27 protein-coding genes and 1 pseudogene are annotated in these 16,715 nt (G+C 64.8%); 26 read left to right on the top strand and 2 right to left on the bottom strand.

What is annotated here, in order from left to right:
* Positions 1–540, top strand: a 540-nt coding sequence (locus B2Y21_RS01415; protein WP_292056221.1) for an EF-Tu/IF-2/RF-3 family GTPase, incomplete at its 5' end; no start/stop codon positions are given.
* An 89-nt stretch (positions 541–629) separates the two neighbouring features.
* Here the strand turns inward: B2Y21_RS01415 and B2Y21_RS01410 are convergent.
* A complete protein-coding gene (locus B2Y21_RS01410) occupies positions 630–794 on the bottom strand; it encodes a hypothetical protein (protein ID WP_200165640.1) in 165 nt (54 codons plus the stop codon).
* 150 nt (positions 795–944) lie between these two features.
* Between B2Y21_RS01410 and B2Y21_RS01405 the strand changes: the two genes are divergently transcribed.
* The 3 genes from B2Y21_RS01405 to B2Y21_RS01395 all read left to right on the top strand — a co-directional run bounded on the left by B2Y21_RS01405 (position 945) and on the right by B2Y21_RS01395 (position 4,045).
* Positions 945–2,105 (top strand): GNAT family N-acetyltransferase, encoded by a 1,161-nt coding sequence (locus tag B2Y21_RS01405; protein ID WP_292056216.1) that lies wholly within the window; start codon positions 945–947, stop codon positions 2,103–2,105.
* Positions 2,106–2,115: 10 nt separating this feature from the next.
* A complete protein-coding gene (locus B2Y21_RS01400; RefSeq protein ID WP_292056213.1) occupies positions 2,116–3,045 on the top strand; it encodes a transcriptional regulator in 930 nt (309 codons plus the stop codon).
* A gap of 103 nt (positions 3,046–3,148) precedes the next feature.
* The gene (locus tag B2Y21_RS01395; protein ID WP_087139532.1) at positions 3,149–4,045 is read left to right on the top strand and encodes a GIN domain-containing protein; all 897 of its coding nucleotides are present in this window, start codon (positions 3,149–3,151) and stop codon (positions 4,043–4,045) included.
* A 155-nt stretch (positions 4,046–4,200) separates the two neighbouring features.
* On the opposite strand, the gene B2Y21_RS01390 is transcribed toward B2Y21_RS01395, so the two are convergent.
* Positions 4,201–4,959: an outer membrane protein gene (locus B2Y21_RS01390; protein WP_292056208.1), complete on the bottom strand. Its 759-nt coding sequence runs from the start codon at positions 4,957–4,959 to the stop codon at positions 4,201–4,203.
* A gap of 586 nt (positions 4,960–5,545) precedes the next feature.
* Here B2Y21_RS01390 and rpsJ point away from each other — a divergent pair.
* The 22 genes and pseudogenes from rpsJ (at position 5,546) to secY (ending at position 16,689) form a co-directional block, all read left to right on the top strand.
* A complete protein-coding gene (gene rpsJ / locus B2Y21_RS01385) occupies positions 5,546–5,851 on the top strand; it encodes a 30S ribosomal protein S10 (RefSeq protein ID WP_003164367.1) in 306 nt (101 codons plus the stop codon).
* A 23-nt stretch (positions 5,852–5,874) separates the two neighbouring features.
* Complete coding sequence (rplC, locus tag B2Y21_RS01380; RefSeq protein WP_087139530.1) at positions 5,875–6,618, top strand: 50S ribosomal protein L3; 744 nt, start codon at positions 5,875–5,877, stop codon at positions 6,616–6,618.
* Complete coding sequence (gene rplD, locus B2Y21_RS01375; RefSeq protein WP_292056205.1) at positions 6,618–7,256, top strand: 50S ribosomal protein L4; 639 nt, start codon at positions 6,618–6,620, stop codon at positions 7,254–7,256. Before rplC ends, rplD begins: the two co-directional genes overlap by 1 nt.
* Positions 7,256–7,561, top strand: a complete 306-nt coding sequence (locus B2Y21_RS01370) for a 50S ribosomal protein L23 (RefSeq protein ID WP_003170030.1) — start codon at positions 7,256–7,258, stop codon at positions 7,559–7,561. Before rplD ends, B2Y21_RS01370 begins: the two co-directional genes overlap by 1 nt.
* 4 nt (positions 7,562–7,565) lie before the next feature.
* The gene (rplB, locus tag B2Y21_RS01365; protein WP_003164371.1) at positions 7,566–8,402 is read left to right on the top strand and encodes a 50S ribosomal protein L2; all 837 of its coding nucleotides are present in this window, start codon (positions 7,566–7,568) and stop codon (positions 8,400–8,402) included.
* A gap of 2 nt (positions 8,403–8,404) precedes the next feature.
* On the top strand, positions 8,405–8,683 hold the full coding sequence (gene rpsS, locus B2Y21_RS01360; protein WP_003164372.1) for a 30S ribosomal protein S19: 279 nt from the start codon (positions 8,405–8,407) through the stop codon (positions 8,681–8,683).
* Positions 8,684–8,686: 3 nt separating this feature from the next.
* The gene (gene rplV / locus B2Y21_RS01355; protein WP_003164373.1) at positions 8,687–9,067 is read left to right on the top strand and encodes a 50S ribosomal protein L22; all 381 of its coding nucleotides are present in this window, start codon (positions 8,687–8,689) and stop codon (positions 9,065–9,067) included.
* The gene (gene rpsC, locus B2Y21_RS01350; RefSeq protein ID WP_003164374.1) at positions 9,067–9,813 is read left to right on the top strand and encodes a 30S ribosomal protein S3; all 747 of its coding nucleotides are present in this window, start codon (positions 9,067–9,069) and stop codon (positions 9,811–9,813) included. Before rplV ends, rpsC begins: the two co-directional genes overlap by 1 nt.
* 6 nt (positions 9,814–9,819) lie before the next feature.
* Complete coding sequence (gene rplP, locus B2Y21_RS01345; RefSeq protein WP_003164375.1) at positions 9,820–10,257, top strand: 50S ribosomal protein L16; 438 nt, start codon at positions 9,820–9,822, stop codon at positions 10,255–10,257.
* Positions 10,257–10,454, top strand: coding sequence for a 50S ribosomal protein L29 (gene rpmC, locus B2Y21_RS01340; RefSeq protein WP_003164376.1), 198 nt, complete (start codon positions 10,257–10,259; stop codon positions 10,452–10,454). The genes rplP and rpmC overlap by 1 nt, the downstream gene beginning before the upstream one ends.
* A gap of 10 nt (positions 10,455–10,464) precedes the next feature.
* Positions 10,465–10,707 (top strand): 30S ribosomal protein S17, encoded by a 243-nt coding sequence (gene rpsQ, locus B2Y21_RS01335; protein WP_087139529.1) that lies wholly within the window; start codon positions 10,465–10,467, stop codon positions 10,705–10,707.
* Between the two features lie 18 nt (positions 10,708–10,725).
* A complete protein-coding gene (gene rplN / locus B2Y21_RS01330; RefSeq protein ID WP_003164378.1) occupies positions 10,726–11,094 on the top strand; it encodes a 50S ribosomal protein L14 in 369 nt (122 codons plus the stop codon).
* Between the two features lie 2 nt (positions 11,095–11,096).
* Positions 11,097–11,405, top strand: coding sequence for a 50S ribosomal protein L24 (rplX, locus tag B2Y21_RS01325; protein ID WP_125899651.1), 309 nt, complete (start codon positions 11,097–11,099; stop codon positions 11,403–11,405).
* Entirely contained in the window at positions 11,405–11,962 is a 558-nt protein-coding gene (rplE, locus tag B2Y21_RS01320) for a 50S ribosomal protein L5 (RefSeq protein ID WP_087139527.1), read from the top strand. Before rplX ends, rplE begins: the two co-directional genes overlap by 1 nt.
* 19 nt (positions 11,963–11,981) lie before the next feature.
* Positions 11,982–12,287, top strand: coding sequence for a 30S ribosomal protein S14 (rpsN, locus tag B2Y21_RS01315; protein ID WP_003164381.1), 306 nt, complete (start codon positions 11,982–11,984; stop codon positions 12,285–12,287).
* A 15-nt stretch (positions 12,288–12,302) separates the two neighbouring features.
* Positions 12,303–12,701: a 30S ribosomal protein S8 gene (gene rpsH, locus B2Y21_RS01310; RefSeq protein ID WP_087139526.1), complete on the top strand. Its 399-nt coding sequence runs from the start codon at positions 12,303–12,305 to the stop codon at positions 12,699–12,701.
* Between the two features lies 1 nt (position 12,702).
* Positions 12,703–13,236: a 50S ribosomal protein L6 gene (gene rplF / locus B2Y21_RS01305; RefSeq protein ID WP_087139525.1), complete on the top strand. Its 534-nt coding sequence runs from the start codon at positions 12,703–12,705 to the stop codon at positions 13,234–13,236.
* A 3-nt stretch (positions 13,237–13,239) separates the two neighbouring features.
* Entirely contained in the window at positions 13,240–13,596 is a 357-nt protein-coding gene (rplR, locus tag B2Y21_RS01300; protein WP_003164382.1) for a 50S ribosomal protein L18, read from the top strand.
* A 13-nt stretch (positions 13,597–13,609) separates the two neighbouring features.
* On the top strand, positions 13,610–14,209 hold the full coding sequence (gene rpsE / locus B2Y21_RS01295; RefSeq protein WP_003164383.1) for a 30S ribosomal protein S5: 600 nt from the start codon (positions 13,610–13,612) through the stop codon (positions 14,207–14,209).
* A 3-nt stretch (positions 14,210–14,212) separates the two neighbouring features.
* Positions 14,213–14,407 (top strand): 50S ribosomal protein L30, encoded by a 195-nt coding sequence (rpmD, locus tag B2Y21_RS01290; protein WP_003164384.1) that lies wholly within the window; start codon positions 14,213–14,215, stop codon positions 14,405–14,407.
* Positions 14,408–14,570: 163 nt separating this feature from the next.
* Positions 14,571–15,026, top strand: a pseudogene (gene rplO, locus B2Y21_RS01285) (50S ribosomal protein L15); the annotation flags it as partial.
* Between the two features lie 286 nt (positions 15,027–15,312).
* Positions 15,313–16,689 carry a preprotein translocase subunit SecY gene (secY, locus tag B2Y21_RS01280; RefSeq protein WP_292056192.1) on the top strand — a complete coding sequence of 459 codons (1,377 nt, stop codon included), beginning with the start codon at positions 15,313–15,315 and terminating at the stop codon, positions 16,687–16,689.
* Positions 16,690–16,715: the final 26 nt, after the last annotated feature.

The following is a 16,715-nucleotide window of genomic DNA, read 5'->3' as shown; positions in this document are numbered from 1 at the left end:
GAAGACGTGTTCTCGATCTCGGGCCGCGGCACCGTGGTGACGGGTCGCGTCGAGCGCGGCATCGTCAAGGTCGGTGAAGAAGTCGAAATCGTCGGCATCCGTCCGGTTCAGAAGACGACCTGCACGGGCGTCGAAATGTTCCGCAAGCTGCTGGACCAGGGTCAAGCCGGCGACAACGTGGGCGTGCTGCTGCGCGGCACCAAGCGTGAAGACGTCGAGCGCGGCCAGGTGCTGTGCAAGCCGGGTTCGATCACCCCGCACACGAAGTTCGTGGCTGAAGCCTACATCCTGAACAAGGAAGAAGGCGGCCGTCACACGCCGTTCTTCACGAACTACCGCCCGCAGTTCTACTTCCGCACGACGGACGTGACCGGCATCGTGCGCCTGAAGGAAGGCGTCGAGATGATCATGCCGGGCGACAACGCCGAGCTGGACGTCGAGCTGATCACGCCGATCGCGATGGAAGAGAAGCTGCGCTTCGCCATCCGTGAAGGCGGCCGCACCGTCGGCGCCGGCGTCGTGGCCAAGATCGTCGAGTAATCGACGGGCGGCCCTTGAGGTCGCACAGTAAGAGTATGCGTAAGCGTAACAGAGCGGCCCCCGGAGCGATCCGGGGGCCGTTTTGCATGTCAGTCGTTCGGGGCGCCGGTCGCGGGGTCGGTTTCCGTGCGGCCTGAGTTGCTGCTGCCCTCGGCGCCCTTGGGCTCGGTGGCCGGGCGAGGCGGACTGCCCTCCTTGTCGGGACGCTGGTTCTCGTTTTCGGTTTCGCGGGTCTTGGGGCGTGGTTTCGGCATGAGCACCTCCTGAATGAGGTCAATGCGGCGAGACGCGGTGAAGCTCCGATCTTTTGCGCAAGGCGCTGAACGCTAACCCGGCCTCAAGGGCTTGGCCGTATGAGGCGGTGTTGGAACGGGACTTGCTGTGATCGTTCCGAAGGGAGCGTCATGTCGGGACCACTATCAGTTGAAATCCGCAACCTCGCCGACCTGTCGGCCGAGGAGGGCGTCCAATGGAACAAGTGGGCGCGCGCGGATCCGGACCTGAGCAGCCCCTATTTCCGTTGGGAGTTCGCACGGACGGCCGGGCCAATCTGTCCCGGTTCGGCTGTTGCCGTCTTCAAACGGGACGGCCGTATTGTCGGCTATTATCCGCATCAGCGCCGAGGCGGGACGGTTCAGCCTCTGGCCGCGCCGATGAACGACTATCACGGCGTCATCGGCCCGCGCGAGGACAAGCCTTCGATGCAGGAGGCGGCGGCCCTCATCGGCGCGCCGCGCTTCGCCGCCGCCGCCTGGATCGGCGAGGCGCCGCAGGCGATGCTGCGCAATCACAGCGTGGTCTCCGTGGTGCCTGACGAGGGCGGATTCGACGCCTGGTACGCGCGACGCCGGAAGGCCTTCCCGAAATACTTCAAGGACAAGGAGCGCTCTCGTCGCGGCCTGGACGGTGCCTTCAGGGCGGTCGAAATCGAGATCGAGCTGCACGATCACGCCCTGCTGAAACGCCTGATCATCGAGAAGAGCGAACAGTACCGCCGCACGGGGCATCATGACATCTTCGCCTGCGGCTGGACGGGCGACGTCCTGCACGCCTTGATGGATTGCCGGGGCGAGGACGGCTTCGGCGCCTCCATGGCCGTGCTGCGGGTGGACGGGCGGGTCGTCGCCATGGAGTACTCCATGCACGCCGGGCGTCATTTCCACCTGTGGTTCCCGGTCTATGAGCAGGAGGTCGCGCGCTGGTCGCCCGGCATCGTGCTGACGCAGGAGACGATCCGTCTGGGCTCGGAGCGCGGCTATCGCATCTTCGACTACGGCGTCGGCGTCGGCGGCAACTACAAGAAATACTATGACGACGGGGGCCTTGTGACCGTCGAAGGCGTTGTGGCTCGACCGGGCGTCGGCGCCGCCATGTGCGCGACGGCGAGCGCCGCCCTGGGCGTGCTGGGCCATGCACGGGCGGAGCGGCTGCGCATCAGCACGCGGCGGCGTTGGTCCGTGGTCGAGGCGTGTGAGACAAGTCTGGCCGGTCAGGCCTCGGGCGTGCTGAGAGCGGCCGCCGACATGGTGCGGAAACAAAAAGCGGCCGGCTCGGCCGATCGATGAGGAGAGCGGTATGACGGCTTCCATGACGCGCTACGCAGGCCCGATCACCCAGGCCGAGGTCCATCCTCACGCCCTGGTCGCCGACGGATTCGCCGAGGATCAGGCGCTGGCCGAGGTGCTGGACCGCTATCCGGCCGATTTGTTCGACATCAACCTGTACGACTATGACGACGAAGGTCAGGTCAGCCTGCGGACCGGCGCACGTGGAAAACTGAACGGCGCCGAACTGCTGGAGGCGATCCAACAGGGCCGTCTGTGGGTCAATATGCGCAAGGTCGAGCAGGGCTGGCCCGAGCTGTGGCGCGCGGCCATGGTCGACTTCGAGCGCATACTGGGCGGCTATGGAGTGAAGGCGGCCAGCGCCAGCGGCCAGCTGATCCTGTCCTCGCCGAAGGCGCGGGTGCCGTACCACTTCGACGCCGGCGGCGTGGTGCTGTTGCACATGCGCGGCCGCAAGCGCCTGTTCGTCTATCCGGGTGATGAGGCCCATCTGCCGGAGCGCAGCATGGAGCAGGTCGTCACCCGCCAGACGACCGAAGAGATTCCCTATCGCCGCGCCTTCGAGGACGACGCCCGAATCGTCGATCTGGAGCCGGGGCAGGCGCTGACCTGGCCCTTCTATGCGCCGCACCGGGTAGAGAATCTGGACCGTTTCTGCGTCTCCCTGTCGGTGGAGTTCCAGAGCTGGCCGTCGCGCATCCGCAACGGGGCCCTCTACACCAACGCCTTCCTGCGCAGCCGGGGAGGGGAGCCGCGCACGACGGATCGCATGAGCAAGCCCGAACTGGCCGCGCGCTGGGCCGCTTCGGTGGCGCTGAAGCGCACGGGCCTGATGAAGAGCCGCATCGCCGCGTTCAAGCGGGATTTCGAACCTGCTGTAGGCGCGACGGATGGGGCTGCGGCCTTGGCGCCGGATCGTGCAGGCGGTCCCGCAACCTGACGGTCGCCTTAGGTTAAAAGGGGTTCATGACCTCGATTTAAACTGACTTTGCGGCGTGGGGCCCTCAGTCTTCCCTGGACACAGAGACAGGGAGACCCCGCTGATGAAACCCGCCGCAATCGCCGCCGCCATCGGATCCGCACTGACCGCTTCCGCCGTGCTGGCGGCGCCGGCCCTGGCCGATGAAGTGACCATCCGCAACGCGGTGGCGCGCGTCATCGTCATCCCGGAAGACCGCGCAGACGTCGGCGTCGAGATCACGCCAGGTTCAGCCGGTTTGCCTGAGCTGCGCATCGAGCGTCGAGGCGATCAGGTGCGTATCGACGGCGGTCTGGGACGCGGCCGGGGCATGAGCTTCAACGGCGGTCAGATCGGCTCGTGCAACAGCGGTCCGGCGGACGCCCGCCAGCCTGGCGAAGGCGCATCGGTAGAGGTGCGCGGCAAGGGCCGTATTCGTCTGGAGGATGCGCCGCTGATCGTTCTGCGCACGCCGCGCGACGTGGACGTGAACGGCGGCGGCGCCGTGTTCGGCTCCATTGGACGCGGCGCGCGCTCGGTCGAGCTGGGCAACGGCGGCTGCGGCTCCTGGACGGTGGCGAACGTCGATGGCGACATGAGCCTGTCGGTCGGCGGATCGGGCTCCATCCGGGCCGGCACGTCGCGCGATCTGGAAGCGGCCGTCGGCGGATCGGGCTCCATCTATGCGGGCGCGACCAGCAAGCTGGAGGCCAGCGTGGGCGGTTCGGGCAGTATCGATGTTGCTTCCGTCGACGGTGAGACCAAGGCGGCCATCGGCGGCTCGGGCGGGGTGCGCGTGAGGAACGGTCGGGCCACGACGCTGGAGGTGTCCATCGGCGGCTCGGGCGACGTGAATTTCGGTGGAACGGCGGGCGACGTCTCGGTGGCTATCGCCGGCTCGGGCGATGTGAGGGTCGCAGAGGCGACCGGCCGAGTGTCCCGCTCGATCGTGGGATCAGGGGATCTGCGCATCGGTCGCTGACGCCGCGAACCCCTGAAGGAAAAGGCCCGGGAGCGTGGAACCCCTCGGGCCTTTTTCATGCCTGGAGCCTGGACGGTCCAGGCAAACAAAAACCCCGGCGGATCGCTCCGCCGGGGTTTCGTTGATCCGTGCGGTCCGAAGACCGCGAAGATCGCTTAGAGGCCGAGCAGGGCGGACACGCCGTTGTGCGTGCGGCCCAGGTTGGCGCCGGCTTGGTCGCGGGCTTGCAGACCGCCGCCGAAGCTGTAGCGCATGCCGATCTTGAAGACGTTGGCGTCGACGTCCAGGTCCGAGGACTTGACGTAGTCGTAGCCGCCGAAGACCGAGTACGGCGAGTTGGCGAACTGGTACTCAGCAGCCACGCCGGCCGACCAGGCGTCGACGTCGCTGTTGCCGATGAACATGTTGTCGGCGTCGACGTTGGTGTACGCGGCGCCGCCGCTCAGGCGCAGTTGCGGCGTGGCGTAGAAGGCGGCGTCGCCGGCCACGGTCCAGATGTCGGCGTCAGCCGCGGTGCCGTACGAGACGACGCCCGTCAGGGTGGCGCGGTCCAGGTACTTCTGACCTTCCAGGCCGAAGGTGTTCAGCGTGGTGTTGCCCAGTTCCGAAGCGGCGTAGAAGCCGCCGAAGCGCATGTCTTCGATCTTCTTCGACAGGTGCACGGCGCCGGCCAGGGTGGTTTCGTCGCCGGCGTGCTGGACGTCCGTGTAGGCGGCTTCAGCGTTGAAGGTGACGGTCCAGTCGCCGAACACCGGCGAAGCGACGGTGCCGTCGATGACGCCGCGGTTCACGTCGGTGCCTTCGACGTCAGCGTAGTTGTAGGCGATGCCGACCGAGCCGATGGCGTCTTGAGCGAAGGCGGGAGCGGCGATCAGGGTCGCGGCGGCGACCGAAGCGAGAAAGACGGTTTTCATTTTTTTGTCCTTATGTACTGCCGCCAAACAAGCTTGGCCCGTCCGGCGATGAGCGAGACATAGGTCGCTCTTTGGCGCTTTGCCGTAACAAACATGTCATGCAGAGGTCACATCAGGGGCGATGTTGCCCAAAAGTGACGCATTGCGGCATAACTGCGTCAGTATACGGAAGGTATTGCGGCGGTGCCTTTCCGCGGTGTTCATCTGGCCGTTTTCCCGCCTTAGTCCCTAACGATCGGCCCGTGTTATGTTGCAGTGCGGCGGTCGGAGAGGGGTGCGGGCGACGTGAGTCGCAAACCCTGACGGGGCGGGGATTTCCGCGCTTGACGGAAACGGAATCGGAAGGCATAAGCACCCCTCTTGTTGGACCGGCTGTGCACTTTCGGGTGCAGACGCGGTCCGCAGGGACGACCTAAGTTACTGTTCTTTGCAGCTTCTTGGGAACTTACGGCCTTCGCGGGGGACTGCGTGGGCCGCTCGTTTTTGCGGATTTGCGTTTCCTGGGAGCGAGTGATCGCTCTGAGGCTTCGGTCTTTGAAATGGTTCACAGGGACGCGGCTCCGGCCGCATGGGAATAACAACCGATATGGATCAAAGCATCCGCATCAGGCTCAAGGCCTTCGATCACCGCGTCCTCGACTTTTCGACGCGCGAAATCGTTAACACCGCCAAGCGCACGGGCGCGACCGTTCGTGGTCCGATCCCGCTGCCGACCCTGATCGAAAAGTTCACCGTGAACCGCTCGCCGCACGTCGACAAGAAGTCGCGCGAGCAGTTTGAAATCCGCACGCACAAGCGCGTGCTCGACATCGTCGACCCCACCCCGCAGACCGTGGACGCGCTCATGAAGCTCGACCTGTCCGCCGGCGTGGACGTCGAGATCAAGATCTAAGAAAGAAAGAGGCGGGATCCGACATGCGCACGGGCGTGATCGCCAAGAAGCTGGGGATGACCCGCGTGTTCGCCGATGACGGCGCACACGTTCCGGTCACTGTGCTCCAGCTCGACGGCTGCCAAGTCGTCGGCCAACGTACCAAGGAGCGCGACGGTTACGTCGCCCTTCAGCTGGGCGCTGGCGTTAAGAAGGCCAAGAACACGGCCAAGGCTCAACGCGAAGTCTTCGCGAAGGCCGAGGTCGAACCTAAGGCCTATGTAACCGAGTTCCGCGTGGGTGAAGACGCCCTGCTGGACGTGGGCGCCGAACTGTCGGCCGACCACTTCCTCGCGGGCCAGAAGGTCGACATCCAGGGCCATACCATTGGTAAGGGCTTTGCCGGCGCCATGAAGCGCTGGAACTTCGGTGGTCTGCGCGCCTCGCACGGCGTGTCGATTTCGCACCGTTCGCATGGTTCGACCGGCCAGCGTCAAGATCCGGGCAAGGTCTTCAAGGGCAAGAAGATGGCTGGCCATCTCGGCCAGGAAGTCGTCACGACCCAGAACCTGACCGTCGTCCGCGTCGACGCCGAGCGTGGCCTGATCCTGATCAAGGGCGCTGTCCCGGGTCACGACGGCGCCTACGTCAAGGTCAGCGACGCCATCAAGAAGGCCCGTCCCTCGGACGCCCCGTTCCCGGGCGCCGTGAAGTCGGCCGCTGCTCAACCCGCTTCGACCCCGGCTGAAGCGCCGGCCGTGGAAGCGACCGAAGGCGGTGAAGCGTAATGAAACTCTCGGTCATCAAACTCGACGGCAAGGCTGCTGGCGACGTTGAGCTGTCGGACGCCGTCTTCGGCATCTCCGACATCCGCGGCGACCTGCTGGCCCGTTACGTCAACTGGCAGCTGGCCAAGCGCCGCGCCGGTACGCACAAGGTTCAAACCCGCAACGAGAACTCTCGTACGGGCAAGAAGATGTACAAGCAGAAGGGCACCGGCGGCGCTCGTCACGGTTCGCGCCGTGCGCCGCAGTTCGTCGGCGGTTCGCGCGCCTTCGGTCCGGTTGTCCGTGACCACGGCTATTCGCTGCCGAAGAAGGTCCGCGCCCTGGCTCTGCGTCACGCCCTGTCGTCCAAGGTCAAGGCCGGCGACCTGGTCGTCGTCGACAGCGTCTCGGTCAAGGAAGCCAAGACGGCCTCGCTGCGCGAGACCTTCGGCAAGCTGGGCTGGACCAAGGCTCTGATCATCGCGGGTCCGGAAGTTGAAACCAACTTCGGCCTGGCCGCGCGCAACATCCCGCACATCGACGTGCTGCCGAACGCCGGCCTGAACGTCTATGACATCCTGCGGGCCGACAAACTGGTGCTGACCAAGGCGGCTGTTGAAGCCATCGAGGCGCGCTTCGCTGAGAAGGAAGCCGCATAATGGCCGCCGCTCAACCCACCGCCAAGCACTACGACACCATCCTGGCTCCGGTGATCACCGAGAAGGCCACGATCCTGTCGGAGCAGAACAAGGTCGTCTTCCGCGTCGCCGGCACGGCGACCAAGGACGAGATCGCCGCTGCGGTCGAAAGCCTGTTCAAAGTCAACGTCCTCAAGGTCAACACCCTGGTTCAAAAGGGCAAGACCAAGCGCTTCCGGGGCATCCTGGGCCGTCGCGTGGACATCAAGAAAGCGATCGTGACGCTGGCCGATGGTCAGTCGATCGACGTCACGACGGGGCTCTAAGAAGATGGCTCTGAAGCATTACAATCCGACGTCGCCGGGCCGCCGCGCCCTGGTGCTGGTCGACCGTTCCGAGCTGCACAAAGGCCGCCCGGAGAAGTCGCTGACCGAAGGCCTGACCAAGTCGGGCGGTCGTGGTCAGGGCGGTCGCATCGCTGTCCGCTTCCGCGGCGGCGGCGCCAAGAAGCTGTACCGCAAGATCGACTTCAAGCGTCGCAAGTTCGACGTGGTCGGCACGGTCGAGCGTCTGGAATACGACCCCAACCGCACCGCCTTCATCGCCCTGGTTGTCTATCCGGACGGCGAGAAGACCTACATCATCGCGCCTCAGCGCCTTCACGCCGGCGACACCATCGTCGCGGGTGAGAAGGTCGACGTGAAGCCGGGCAACGCCATGCCGCTGCGCTCGATCCCCGTCGGCACCATCATCCACAACGTGGAGATGAAGCCGGGCAAGGGCGCTCAGCTGGCCCGTTCGGCCGGCGCCTACGCTCAACTGGTCGGTCGCGACCAGGGCTACGCTCAGATCCGTCTGGGCTCGGGCGAGCTTCGCATGGTCCTGGACGGCTGCATGGCCGTGGTCGGCGCCGTGTCGAACCCCGAGCACATGAACCAGAACCTGGGCAAGGCGGGCCGCAAGCGTCACATGGGCTGGCGTCCGCACGTCCGCGGCGTCGCCATGAACCCGATCGACCACCCGCACGGTGGTGGTGAAGGCCGGACCTCTGGTGGTCGTACCCCGGTTACGCCGTGGGGCAAGGACACCAAGGGCACCCGTACCCGCAAGAACAAGGCCACGGATAAGTTCATCATCCGTAGCCGTCACGTGAAGAAGGCTCGCTAAGAATGGCCCGCTCCTCCTGGAAAGGCCCGTTTGTCGACGGGTATCTGCTCAAGAAGGCCGACGCCGCTCAATCGTCGGGCCGCAAGGACGTGATCAAGACGTGGTCGCGCCGCTCCACCATCCTGCCGCAGTTCGTCGGTCTGACGTTCGGCGTCCACAACGGCCAGAAGCATGTGCCGGTGTCGGTCTCCGAAGAAATGGTCGGCATGAAGTTCGGCGAGTTCGCCCCGACCCGGAACTTCCCGGGCCACGCGGCGGACAAGAAGGCCAAGAGGAAGTAATCCATGGCCCAGACCAAGAACCCCCGTCGCGTTGAAGCGACCGAGGCCCGCGCCAAGCTGGTCAACGTCCGCATCAGCCCGCAGAAGCTGAACCTGGTGGCCGCGTCGATCCGCGGTCTGCCGGTCCAGAAGGCGCTGAACGAGCTGGAATTCAGCCACAAGCGCATCGCTGGCGATGTCCGCAAGGTTCTGTACTCGGCGATCTCGAACGCCGAGAACAACCACAACCTCGACATCGACAACCTGGTTGTCGCCGAGGCCTTCGTGGGCAAGAACCTGGTGATGAAGCGTTTCGCGAGCCGCGCTCGCGGTCGCTCCTCGCGCATCCTGAAACCCTTTAGCGAGATCACGATTGTGGTCCGTGAAGCCGGCGAGGCTGCCTGATGGGACAGAAAATCAATCCGATCGGTCTGCGCCTCGGCGTGAACCGCACGTGGGACAGCCGCTGGTTCGCCGGCGGCGCTGACTACGCCAAACTGCTCCACCAGGACCTGAAGCTGCGTACGTGGCTGAAGGAACGCCTGTCGGCCGCCGGCGTGTCGCGCATCATCATCGAGCGCCCCCACAAGAAGTGCCGCGTGACGATCTACGCCGCCCGTCCGGGTGTCGTGATCGGCAAGAAGGGCGCTGACATCGAGAAGCTCCGCAAGGACATCTCGGCCCGTACCGAAGGCGAAGTTCACCTGAACATCGTCGAAGTCCGCAAGCCGGAGACCGACGCTCAGCTGATCGCCGAGAACATCGCTCAGCAGCTGGAACGCCGTATCGCGTTCCGCCGCGCCATGAAGCGCTCGATGCAGTCGGCCATGCGCCTGGGCGCCAAGGGCGTCCGCATCAACGTCTCGGGCCGTCTGGGCGGCGCCGAAATCGCTCGTATGGAATGGTACCGCGAAGGTCGCGTGCCGCTTCACACGCTGCGCGCCGACATCGACTACGGCTTCTATGAAGCCAAGACGACCTACGGCATCATCGGCGTGAAGGTCTGGGTGTTTAAGGGTGAAGTGCTCGAGCACGACCCGATGGCCCAGGACAAGCGTTGGGCCCAGGAAGCCTCGGGTCCGTCGTCCAACGAAGGCCGTGAGCGCGGCCCCCGCGGTGATCGCGGTCCGCGCCGTGGTCGTGAGGGCTGATAGGCCATGTTGCAACCGAAAAAGACCAAGTACCGCAAGGCCTTCAAGGGCCGCATCCACGGCTCGTCCAAGGGTGGTTTCTCGCTGAACTTCGGCTCCTACGGTCTGAAGGCCGTCGAGCCGGAGCGCATCACGGCGCGTCAGATCGAAGCGGCTCGCCGCGCGATCACCCGTCAGATGAAGCGTCAGGGCCGCGTCTGGATCCGTATCTTCCCCGACGTGCCGGTCTCCGGCAAGCCGGCCGAAGTGCGGATGGGTAAGGGCAAGGGCGCGGTGGACCACTGGGCCGCTCGCGTGGCCCCGGGCCGCATCATGTTCGAAATCGACGGCGTGCCGGACGACGTGGCTCGTGAAGCGCTGCGCCTCGGCGCCGCCAAGCTGCCGATCCGCACCAAGGTGGTCACCCGCCTGGACGCCGGCATCGTTACGGAGCAAGCCGCCTAATGACCAAGATCGCCGATCTCCGGTCGCAAACCGTCGACCAACTGTCCGACGAGCTGCTGAAGCTCAAGAAGGAACAGTTCAACCTGCGCTTCCAGGCCGCCACCGGCCAGATGGAAAAGACCCACCGGGTCTCGGAAGTGCGCAAGGACATCGCTCGCATCTCGACGCTTCTGCGCGAGAAGCGTGCGGCCTCGTAAGGAAACACCGATGCCCAAACGCATTCTTGAAGGCGTGGTCGTCTCCGACAAGGGCGACAAGACCGTCGTCGTGAAGGTCGAGCGCACCCTGCTGCACCCGCTGCTCCGCAAGACGGTCCGCAAGTCCAAGAACTACCACGCCCACGATGAAGCTAACGCTCTCAAAGTCGGCGATATCGCGCGCATCATCGAATGCGCCCCCAAGTCCAAGCTGAAGCGCTGGGAAATCATTTCCCCGGCCTCGGCTTCGTAAGAAGAAGGATCGGATCCCATGATCCAGATGCAAACTAACCTGGAGGTCGCCGATAACTCGGGCGCTCGCCGGGTCATGTGCATCAAGGTGTTGGGCGGCTCCAAGCGCCGCTACGCCTCGATCGGCGACACCATTGTCGCCTCGGTGAAGGAAGCGATTCCGCGCGGCCGCGTGAAGAAGGGCGACGTCGTTCGCGCCATCGTCGTGCGCACCGCCAAGGACATCCAGCGCAAGGACGGCTCGGTCATTCGTTTTGACAAGTCGGCCGCCGTCATCGTCAACAAGCAGAACGAGCCTGTCGGCACCCGTATCTTCGGCCCGGTTCCGCGCGAGCTGCGCGCCAAGAACCACATGAAGATCATCTCGCTGGCTCCGGAGGTTCTGTAACCATGGCCGCCAAGATCAAGAAGGGCGACAACGTCGTCGTCCTGACCGGCAAGGACAAGGGCCGCACCGGCAAGGTGATGCAGGTTCTGCCGACCGAAAACCGCGTCGTCGTGCAAGGCGTCAACATGGTTCAGCGCCACACGCGCCCGACCCAGGCTGACCCGCAAGGCGGCATCAAGCACAAGGAAGCCTCGCTTCACCTGTCGAACGTCGCGATCGCCGACGCCAACGGCAAGGCGACCCGCGTGGGCTTCAAGGTCGAGGGGGACAAGAAGGTCCGCTTCGCCAAGTCGACGGGAGACGTCATCTGATGGCCGACACCAAGTACACGCCGCGCCTCAAGGCCGAGTATCAGGACCGCATCCGCGGCGTCCTGAAGGAAAAATTCGGCTACTCCAACGAGATGCAGATCCCCAAGCTGGACAAGATCGTCCTGAACATGGGTATCGGTGAAGCTGTCGCCGACTCCAAGAAGGCCAACGCGGCCCTCAAGGATCTGACGGCCATCGCCGGTCAGAAGGCTGTGCCGACCAAGGCTCGTAACTCCATCGCCGGCTTCAAGCTGCGCGAAGGCATGGTCATCGGCGGCAAGGTCACGCTGCGCGGCGCCCAGATGTACGAGTTCCTGGACCGCTTCATCACGATCGCCCTGCCGCGCGTGAAGGACTTCCGGGGCCTGAAGGGCACTTCGTTCGACGGTCGCGGCAACTACGCCACGGGTCTGAAGGAGCACATCGTGTTCCCGGAGATCAACTACGACCAGATCGACCAGATGTGGGGCATGGACATCGTTGTCTGCACCACGGCCAAGACCGATGAGGAAGCCAAGGCTCTCCTCACCGAGTTCAAGTTCCCGTTCGTGAACTGATCGGGAAGGGAAGAGAACAATGGCTAAGAAAAGCGCCGTAAACCGCAACGAAGCCGTCAAGGCCCTGGTTGCGAAGTATGCCGCGAAGCGGGAAGCCCTGAAGGCGACCGCCAACGACGAGAGCCTGCCGCTGGAGGAGCGCTTCGATGCGCGCCTGAAGCTGGCCGCCCTGCCGCGTAACTCCGCGCCGACCCGCATTCGCAACCGTTGCGAAGTCACGGGCCGTCCGCGGGCTTACTACCGCAAGCTCAAGATGAGCCGTGTCGCCCTGCGTGAGCTGGGCAACATGGGTCAGATCCCCGGCCTGACGAAGTCGAGCTGGTAAGGGGAGCGAACAGATATGATGATCAACGATCCCCTGAGCGACATGATCGCTCGCATCAAGAACGCGGCCACCCGCAAGCGTTCGTCGGTGCTCACCCCGGCTTCCCGTCTGCGTCAGCGCGTCCTCGACGTGCTGCAGGACGAAGGCTACATCCGCGGCTACTCGCTGGTTCAAAACCCCGGTGAGTTTCCGCAGTTCGAGATCGAGCTGAAGTACTTCGACGGCCAGCCGGTGATCGCCGAGATCGCCCGCGTGTCGAAGCCCGGCCGCCGCGTCTATTCGGCCATCAGCGATCTGAAGCCGATCAAGAACGGCCTCGGCATCTCGATCCTTTCGACTTCGAAGGGCGTCATGTCCGACGCCGCCGCCCGCGACGCTAACGTCGGCGGCGAAGTCCTCTGCAGGGTCTACTGATATGTCTCGTATCGGCAAGAAAACCATCGCTGTGCCGAAGGGCGTGACTGTCACGCTCAACGGCCAGGCCGTCACCGTGAAGGGTCCGAAGGGCGAACGCTCCTGGACCGTCGCCGAAGAGATCGAAGTCACGCAGGAAGGCGACGAACTGTCGCTGACCCCGCGTTCGGACACCCAGCGCGCTCGCGCCATGTGGGGTCTGTCGCGCACCCTGGTCGCCAACATGGTGACCGGTGTGACCGACGGCTTCGAGAAGACCCTGGAACTGGTCGGCGTCGGTTACCGCGCCGCCCTGAAGGGCAAGGATCTCTCGCTGCAGCTCGGCTTCTCGCACGACGTGGACATCGTTCCGCCGGAAGGCATCACCTTCGCCGTGCCGAAGCAGACCGAGATCAAGATCTCGGGCAACGACAAGCAGGCTGTGGGCGAAATCGCCGCCGTCATCCGCAAGATGCGTCCGCCGGAACCCTATAAGGGCAAGGGCGTGCGCTACCAGGGCGAGTTCGTCCGGCGCAAGGAAGGCAAGAAGAAGTAAGTCATGGCTCTCTCTCTTCAACAACAAGCCAAGCGCCGCGCCGAGCGCACCCGTCGTCGCCTCAAGGCGGTGGCCAATGGTCGTCTGCGTCTGTCGGTCTTCCGTTCGGACAAGAACATCTCGGCTCAGATCATCGACGATGCCCAGGGCATCACGGTGGCTTCCGCCTCGTCGCTGGAAGGCGGCAAGGGTTCCAAGGGTTCGGACGTCGCAGCCGCCGCCAAGATTGGCAAGCTGATCGCCGAGCGCGCCATCGAGAAGGGCGTCACGGACGTCGTCTTCGACCGTGGCGGCTACATCTATCACGGCCGGGTCAAGGCGCTGGCGGAAGCCGCGCGCGAAGCCGGTCTGAACTTCTAAGGGAACGGCAAGCATGGCTCGTGAACCCCAACGCGGCGGCGGCGATCGCAACCGTCGCGACAACCGCAACGCTCCCGTTGAAGGTCCGGATTCGGACATCATCGAGAAGCTGGTGCACATCAACCGCGTCGCCGCCACCGTCAAAGGCGGCCGCCGGTTCTCGTTCGCGGCCCTGATGGTCGTCGGCGACGGCAAAGGCCGCGTCGGCTTCGGTCACGGCAAGGCGCGCGAAGTGCCGGAAGCCATCCGTAAGGCGACCGAAGAAGCCAAGAAGACCATGATCAAGGTTCCGCTGCGCGAGAACCGCACCCTGCACCACGACGGCTCGGGCCGTTGGGGCGCCGGCAAGATCATGATGCGCGCTGCCCCTCCGGGCACGGGCGTCATCGCGGGCGGTCCGATGCGTGCGGTCCTCGAAACCCTCGGCGTCCAGGACGTCGTGGGCAAGTCGACCGGCTCTTCGAACCCCTACAACATGATCCGCGCCACCTTCGAAGCTCTGAAGGTTCAGTCGTCGCCGCGCCAGATCGCCTCCAAGCGGGGCAAGAAGGTGTCCGACCTGATGGGCCGCCGCAATGACGGCGCCTCGGCGCCGGAAGCCGTGGAGGGCTGATAGATGGCCAAGACCGAAAACAAGACTGTGACCGTCCGTCAGACGGCGAGCCCGATCCGCCGCAAGTCGGATCAGCGCGCCACCCTGGTGGGCCTGGGTCTCAACCAGATCGGCCGTGAGTCGACCCTGGAAGACACCCCCTCCGTCCGTGGGATGATCGCCAAGGTCGCCCACATGGTGGAAGTGGTCGAGAAGTAAGACGGTTCGCCCTCTCCCGTTCGCGGGGGAGGGCGTTTCGCTTTATGAAGGAAGCATCTTGCGATGCTGACGCGGGTCGCTTAATCAGCGGCCCTTCAATTTATCCAACGCCGAGTCAGGACCGCCTGGCGGACCTGGCGCTAGCACCCGAAAGGATCAGGCAATGAAGCTGAACGAAATCCGTGACAACGAAGGCGCCGCCAAGAAGCGTATGCGCGTCGGCCGCGGCCCGGGCTCGGGCAAGGGCAAGACCGCCGGCCGCGGCGTCAAGGGTCAGAAGTCGCGTTCGGGCGTCGCCATCGGCGGCTTCGAAGGCGGCCAGATGCCGCTGTACATGCGTATGCCGAAGCGCGGCTTCAACGTGCCGAACGCGCCGAAGCTGGCTGAAGTCAACCTGTGGCGCCTGCAAGAGGCGGTCGACGCCGGCAAGCTGGACGCCAAGGCCGAGATCAACGGCGCGGCCCTGGTCGCCGCCGGCGTGATCCGTCGCGTCAAGGACGGCGTGCGCGTCCTGGGCGAAGGCGAACTGAAGGCCAAGCTGAACCTGATCGTGTGGTCGGCCTCGTCGGGCGCCGTCAAGGCGATCGAAGCCGCCGGCGGTTCGGTCACCCAGCAGCGCATCGAAGCCGAAGCCAAGGCTGCGGCTCGCCTCGAAAAGCGCAACGCCGCTCGCGGCAAGGCGCCGGAACCCAAGGCTCCGAAGGGCGACGCCAACAAGATCTCGGCTCGCGCCAAGCGCACCGCCGCCAAGGCCTAAAATCCAATATCGTCATCCCGTCGGGGGCGCGGCTTTCGCGCCTCCGCCGGGATCGTCCGGACCGGGATGACGATTTTCCGAAAGCGGCCCTCGCAAGAGCGCCGCTTTCCGCCTATCTGACGACGGGCATAGTCGTGGGGACCGCCTGATGGCTTCGGCCGCTGAACAACTTGCTGCCAATATGAACATGGGCTCGTTCGCGAAAGCGACCGAGCTGCACAAGCGCCTGCTGTTCACGCTGGGCGCGCTGCTGGTCTACCGGATCGGCACCTATGTTCCGATCCCTGGGATCAACGGCGAGGCCTTCCTGGCCTTCTTCCAGAACCCGGATGGCCAACGCGGCATCCTGGACATGTTCAACATGTTCTCGGGCGGCGCCGTCGAGCGCATGGCCGTGTTCGCGCTGAACGTCATGCCCTACATCTCGGCGTCGATCATCGTCCAGCTGATGGGCGCGGTGTATCCGCCGTGGGAGAAGCTGAAGAAGGAAGGCGGCGAGTCGGGCCGCAAGCAGCTGAACCAGTACACCCGCTATCTGACGGTGTTCCTGGCCCTGGCCCAGTCCTTCGGCATCGCGGTGGGCCTGAACGCCCAGCCGGGCCTGATCGACCAGCCCGGTCTGTTCTTCATCATTTCGACGGTCACCGTTCTGACCGGCGGCACCATGTTCCTGATGTGGCTGGGCGAGCAGGTGACGGCGCGCGGCGTCGGCAACGGCATCTCCCTGATCATCTTCGCGGGCATCGTGGCGGTTCTGCCGTCGACGGTGGCGCGGATGCTGGGCCTGGCCCAGCAGGGCCAGATGTCGGCCTTCACCCTGTTCTTCATCGCCATCATGGCGGTGGCGGTCATCGTCTTCATCGTCTTCATGGAACGCGCCCAGCGCCGCCTTCTGATCCAGTATCCGAAGCGCCAGGAAGGCAACCGCATGACCGGCGGCGAGCGCAGCTTCCTGCCGCTGAAGGTCAACACCGCAGGCGTGATCCCGGCCATCTTCGCCTCGTCGCTGCTGATGCTGCCGACGACGGTGGCCCAGTTCACCGCCAATGCGAATCTGCCGGACTGGATGAGCTGGCTGCCTCTGGTGACGGCCCAGCTGACGCACGGCCAGCCGGTGTTCATGATCCTGTACGCCGTCCTGATCGTCTTCTTCTGCTTCTTCTACACCTCGATCACCTTCAACCCTGAGGATACGGCCGAGAACCTGCGCAAGTACGGCGGCTTCCTGCCGGGCATCCGTCCGGGCAAGCGCACGGCCGAGTATCTGGACTATGTGCTGACGCGCCTGACGGTGATCGGCGCCGCCTACATCACCGCCGTCTGTCTGCTGCCGGAGTTCCTGGTCAGCAGCCTGGGCAACAGCCTGTACTTTGGCGGAACGTCTATCTTGATCGTGGTCTCGGTGACGATGGACACTGTCGCCCAGATCCAGTCGCACCTGCTGGCGCACCAGTATGAAGGGCTGATCAAGAAGGCCAAGTTGCGCGGCCGTGGCCGGGGCGGTTCCGCTCCTGTCCGTCGCTGATCGGGTAGGGGAGCCCGGAATATAAA

The organism is Brevundimonas sp. UBA5936 (assembly GCA_002430835.1).
Taxonomy (GTDB): Bacteria; Pseudomonadota; Alphaproteobacteria; order Caulobacterales; family Caulobacteraceae; genus Brevundimonas.
This window is presented reverse-complemented; position numbering and strand designations above follow the sequence as displayed.

What these genes read in the sequence shown, in the direction of transcription:
- B2Y21_RS01410 (WP_200165640.1), bottom strand. Translation starts at nt 794, where the DNA reads ATGCCGAAACCACGCCCCAAGACCCGCGAAACCGAAAACGAGAACCAG.
- rpsE (WP_003164383.1), top strand. Translation starts at nt 13,610, where the DNA reads ATGGCTCGTGAACCCCAACGCGGCGGCGGCGATCGCAACCGTCGCGAC.
- rpsJ (WP_003164367.1), top strand. Translation starts at nt 5,546, where the DNA reads ATGGATCAAAGCATCCGCATCAGGCTCAAGGCCTTCGATCACCGCGTC.
- B2Y21_RS01405 (WP_292056216.1), top strand. Translation starts at nt 945, where the DNA reads ATGTCGGGACCACTATCAGTTGAAATCCGCAACCTCGCCGACCTGTCG.
- rplF (WP_087139525.1), top strand. Translation starts at nt 12,703, where the DNA reads ATGTCTCGTATCGGCAAGAAAACCATCGCTGTGCCGAAGGGCGTGACT.
- rplR (WP_003164382.1), top strand. Translation starts at nt 13,240, where the DNA reads ATGGCTCTCTCTCTTCAACAACAAGCCAAGCGCCGCGCCGAGCGCACC.
- B2Y21_RS01400 (WP_292056213.1), top strand. Translation starts at nt 2,116, where the DNA reads ATGACGGCTTCCATGACGCGCTACGCAGGCCCGATCACCCAGGCCGAG.
- rplD (WP_292056205.1), top strand. Translation starts at nt 6,618, where the DNA reads ATGAAACTCTCGGTCATCAAACTCGACGGCAAGGCTGCTGGCGACGTT.
- rpsQ (WP_087139529.1), top strand. Translation starts at nt 10,465, where the DNA reads ATGCCCAAACGCATTCTTGAAGGCGTGGTCGTCTCCGACAAGGGCGAC.
- rpsS (WP_003164372.1), top strand. Translation starts at nt 8,405, where the DNA reads ATGGCCCGCTCCTCCTGGAAAGGCCCGTTTGTCGACGGGTATCTGCTC.
- B2Y21_RS01370 (WP_003170030.1), top strand. Translation starts at nt 7,256, where the DNA reads ATGGCCGCCGCTCAACCCACCGCCAAGCACTACGACACCATCCTGGCT.
- rplC (WP_087139530.1), top strand. Translation starts at nt 5,875, where the DNA reads ATGCGCACGGGCGTGATCGCCAAGAAGCTGGGGATGACCCGCGTGTTC.
- rpsH (WP_087139526.1), top strand. Translation starts at nt 12,303, where the DNA reads ATGATGATCAACGATCCCCTGAGCGACATGATCGCTCGCATCAAGAAC.
- B2Y21_RS01395 (WP_087139532.1), top strand. Translation starts at nt 3,149, where the DNA reads ATGAAACCCGCCGCAATCGCCGCCGCCATCGGATCCGCACTGACCGCT.
- rplE (WP_087139527.1), top strand. Translation starts at nt 11,405, where the DNA reads ATGGCCGACACCAAGTACACGCCGCGCCTCAAGGCCGAGTATCAGGAC.
- rpsN (WP_003164381.1), top strand. Translation starts at nt 11,982, where the DNA reads ATGGCTAAGAAAAGCGCCGTAAACCGCAACGAAGCCGTCAAGGCCCTG.
- rpsC (WP_003164374.1), top strand. Translation starts at nt 9,067, where the DNA reads ATGGGACAGAAAATCAATCCGATCGGTCTGCGCCTCGGCGTGAACCGC.
- rpmC (WP_003164376.1), top strand. Translation starts at nt 10,257, where the DNA reads ATGACCAAGATCGCCGATCTCCGGTCGCAAACCGTCGACCAACTGTCC.
- rplV (WP_003164373.1), top strand. Translation starts at nt 8,687, where the DNA reads ATGGCCCAGACCAAGAACCCCCGTCGCGTTGAAGCGACCGAGGCCCGC.
- rplX (WP_125899651.1), top strand. Translation starts at nt 11,097, where the DNA reads ATGGCCGCCAAGATCAAGAAGGGCGACAACGTCGTCGTCCTGACCGGC.
- B2Y21_RS01390 (WP_292056208.1), bottom strand. Translation starts at nt 4,959, where the DNA reads ATGAAAACCGTCTTTCTCGCTTCGGTCGCCGCCGCGACCCTGATCGCC.
- secY (WP_292056192.1), top strand. Translation starts at nt 15,313, where the DNA reads ATGGCTTCGGCCGCTGAACAACTTGCTGCCAATATGAACATGGGCTCG.
- rplN (WP_003164378.1), top strand. Translation starts at nt 10,726, where the DNA reads ATGATCCAGATGCAAACTAACCTGGAGGTCGCCGATAACTCGGGCGCT.
- rplP (WP_003164375.1), top strand. Translation starts at nt 9,820, where the DNA reads ATGTTGCAACCGAAAAAGACCAAGTACCGCAAGGCCTTCAAGGGCCGC.
- rplB (WP_003164371.1), top strand. Translation starts at nt 7,566, where the DNA reads ATGGCTCTGAAGCATTACAATCCGACGTCGCCGGGCCGCCGCGCCCTG.
- rpmD (WP_003164384.1), top strand. Translation starts at nt 14,213, where the DNA reads ATGGCCAAGACCGAAAACAAGACTGTGACCGTCCGTCAGACGGCGAGC.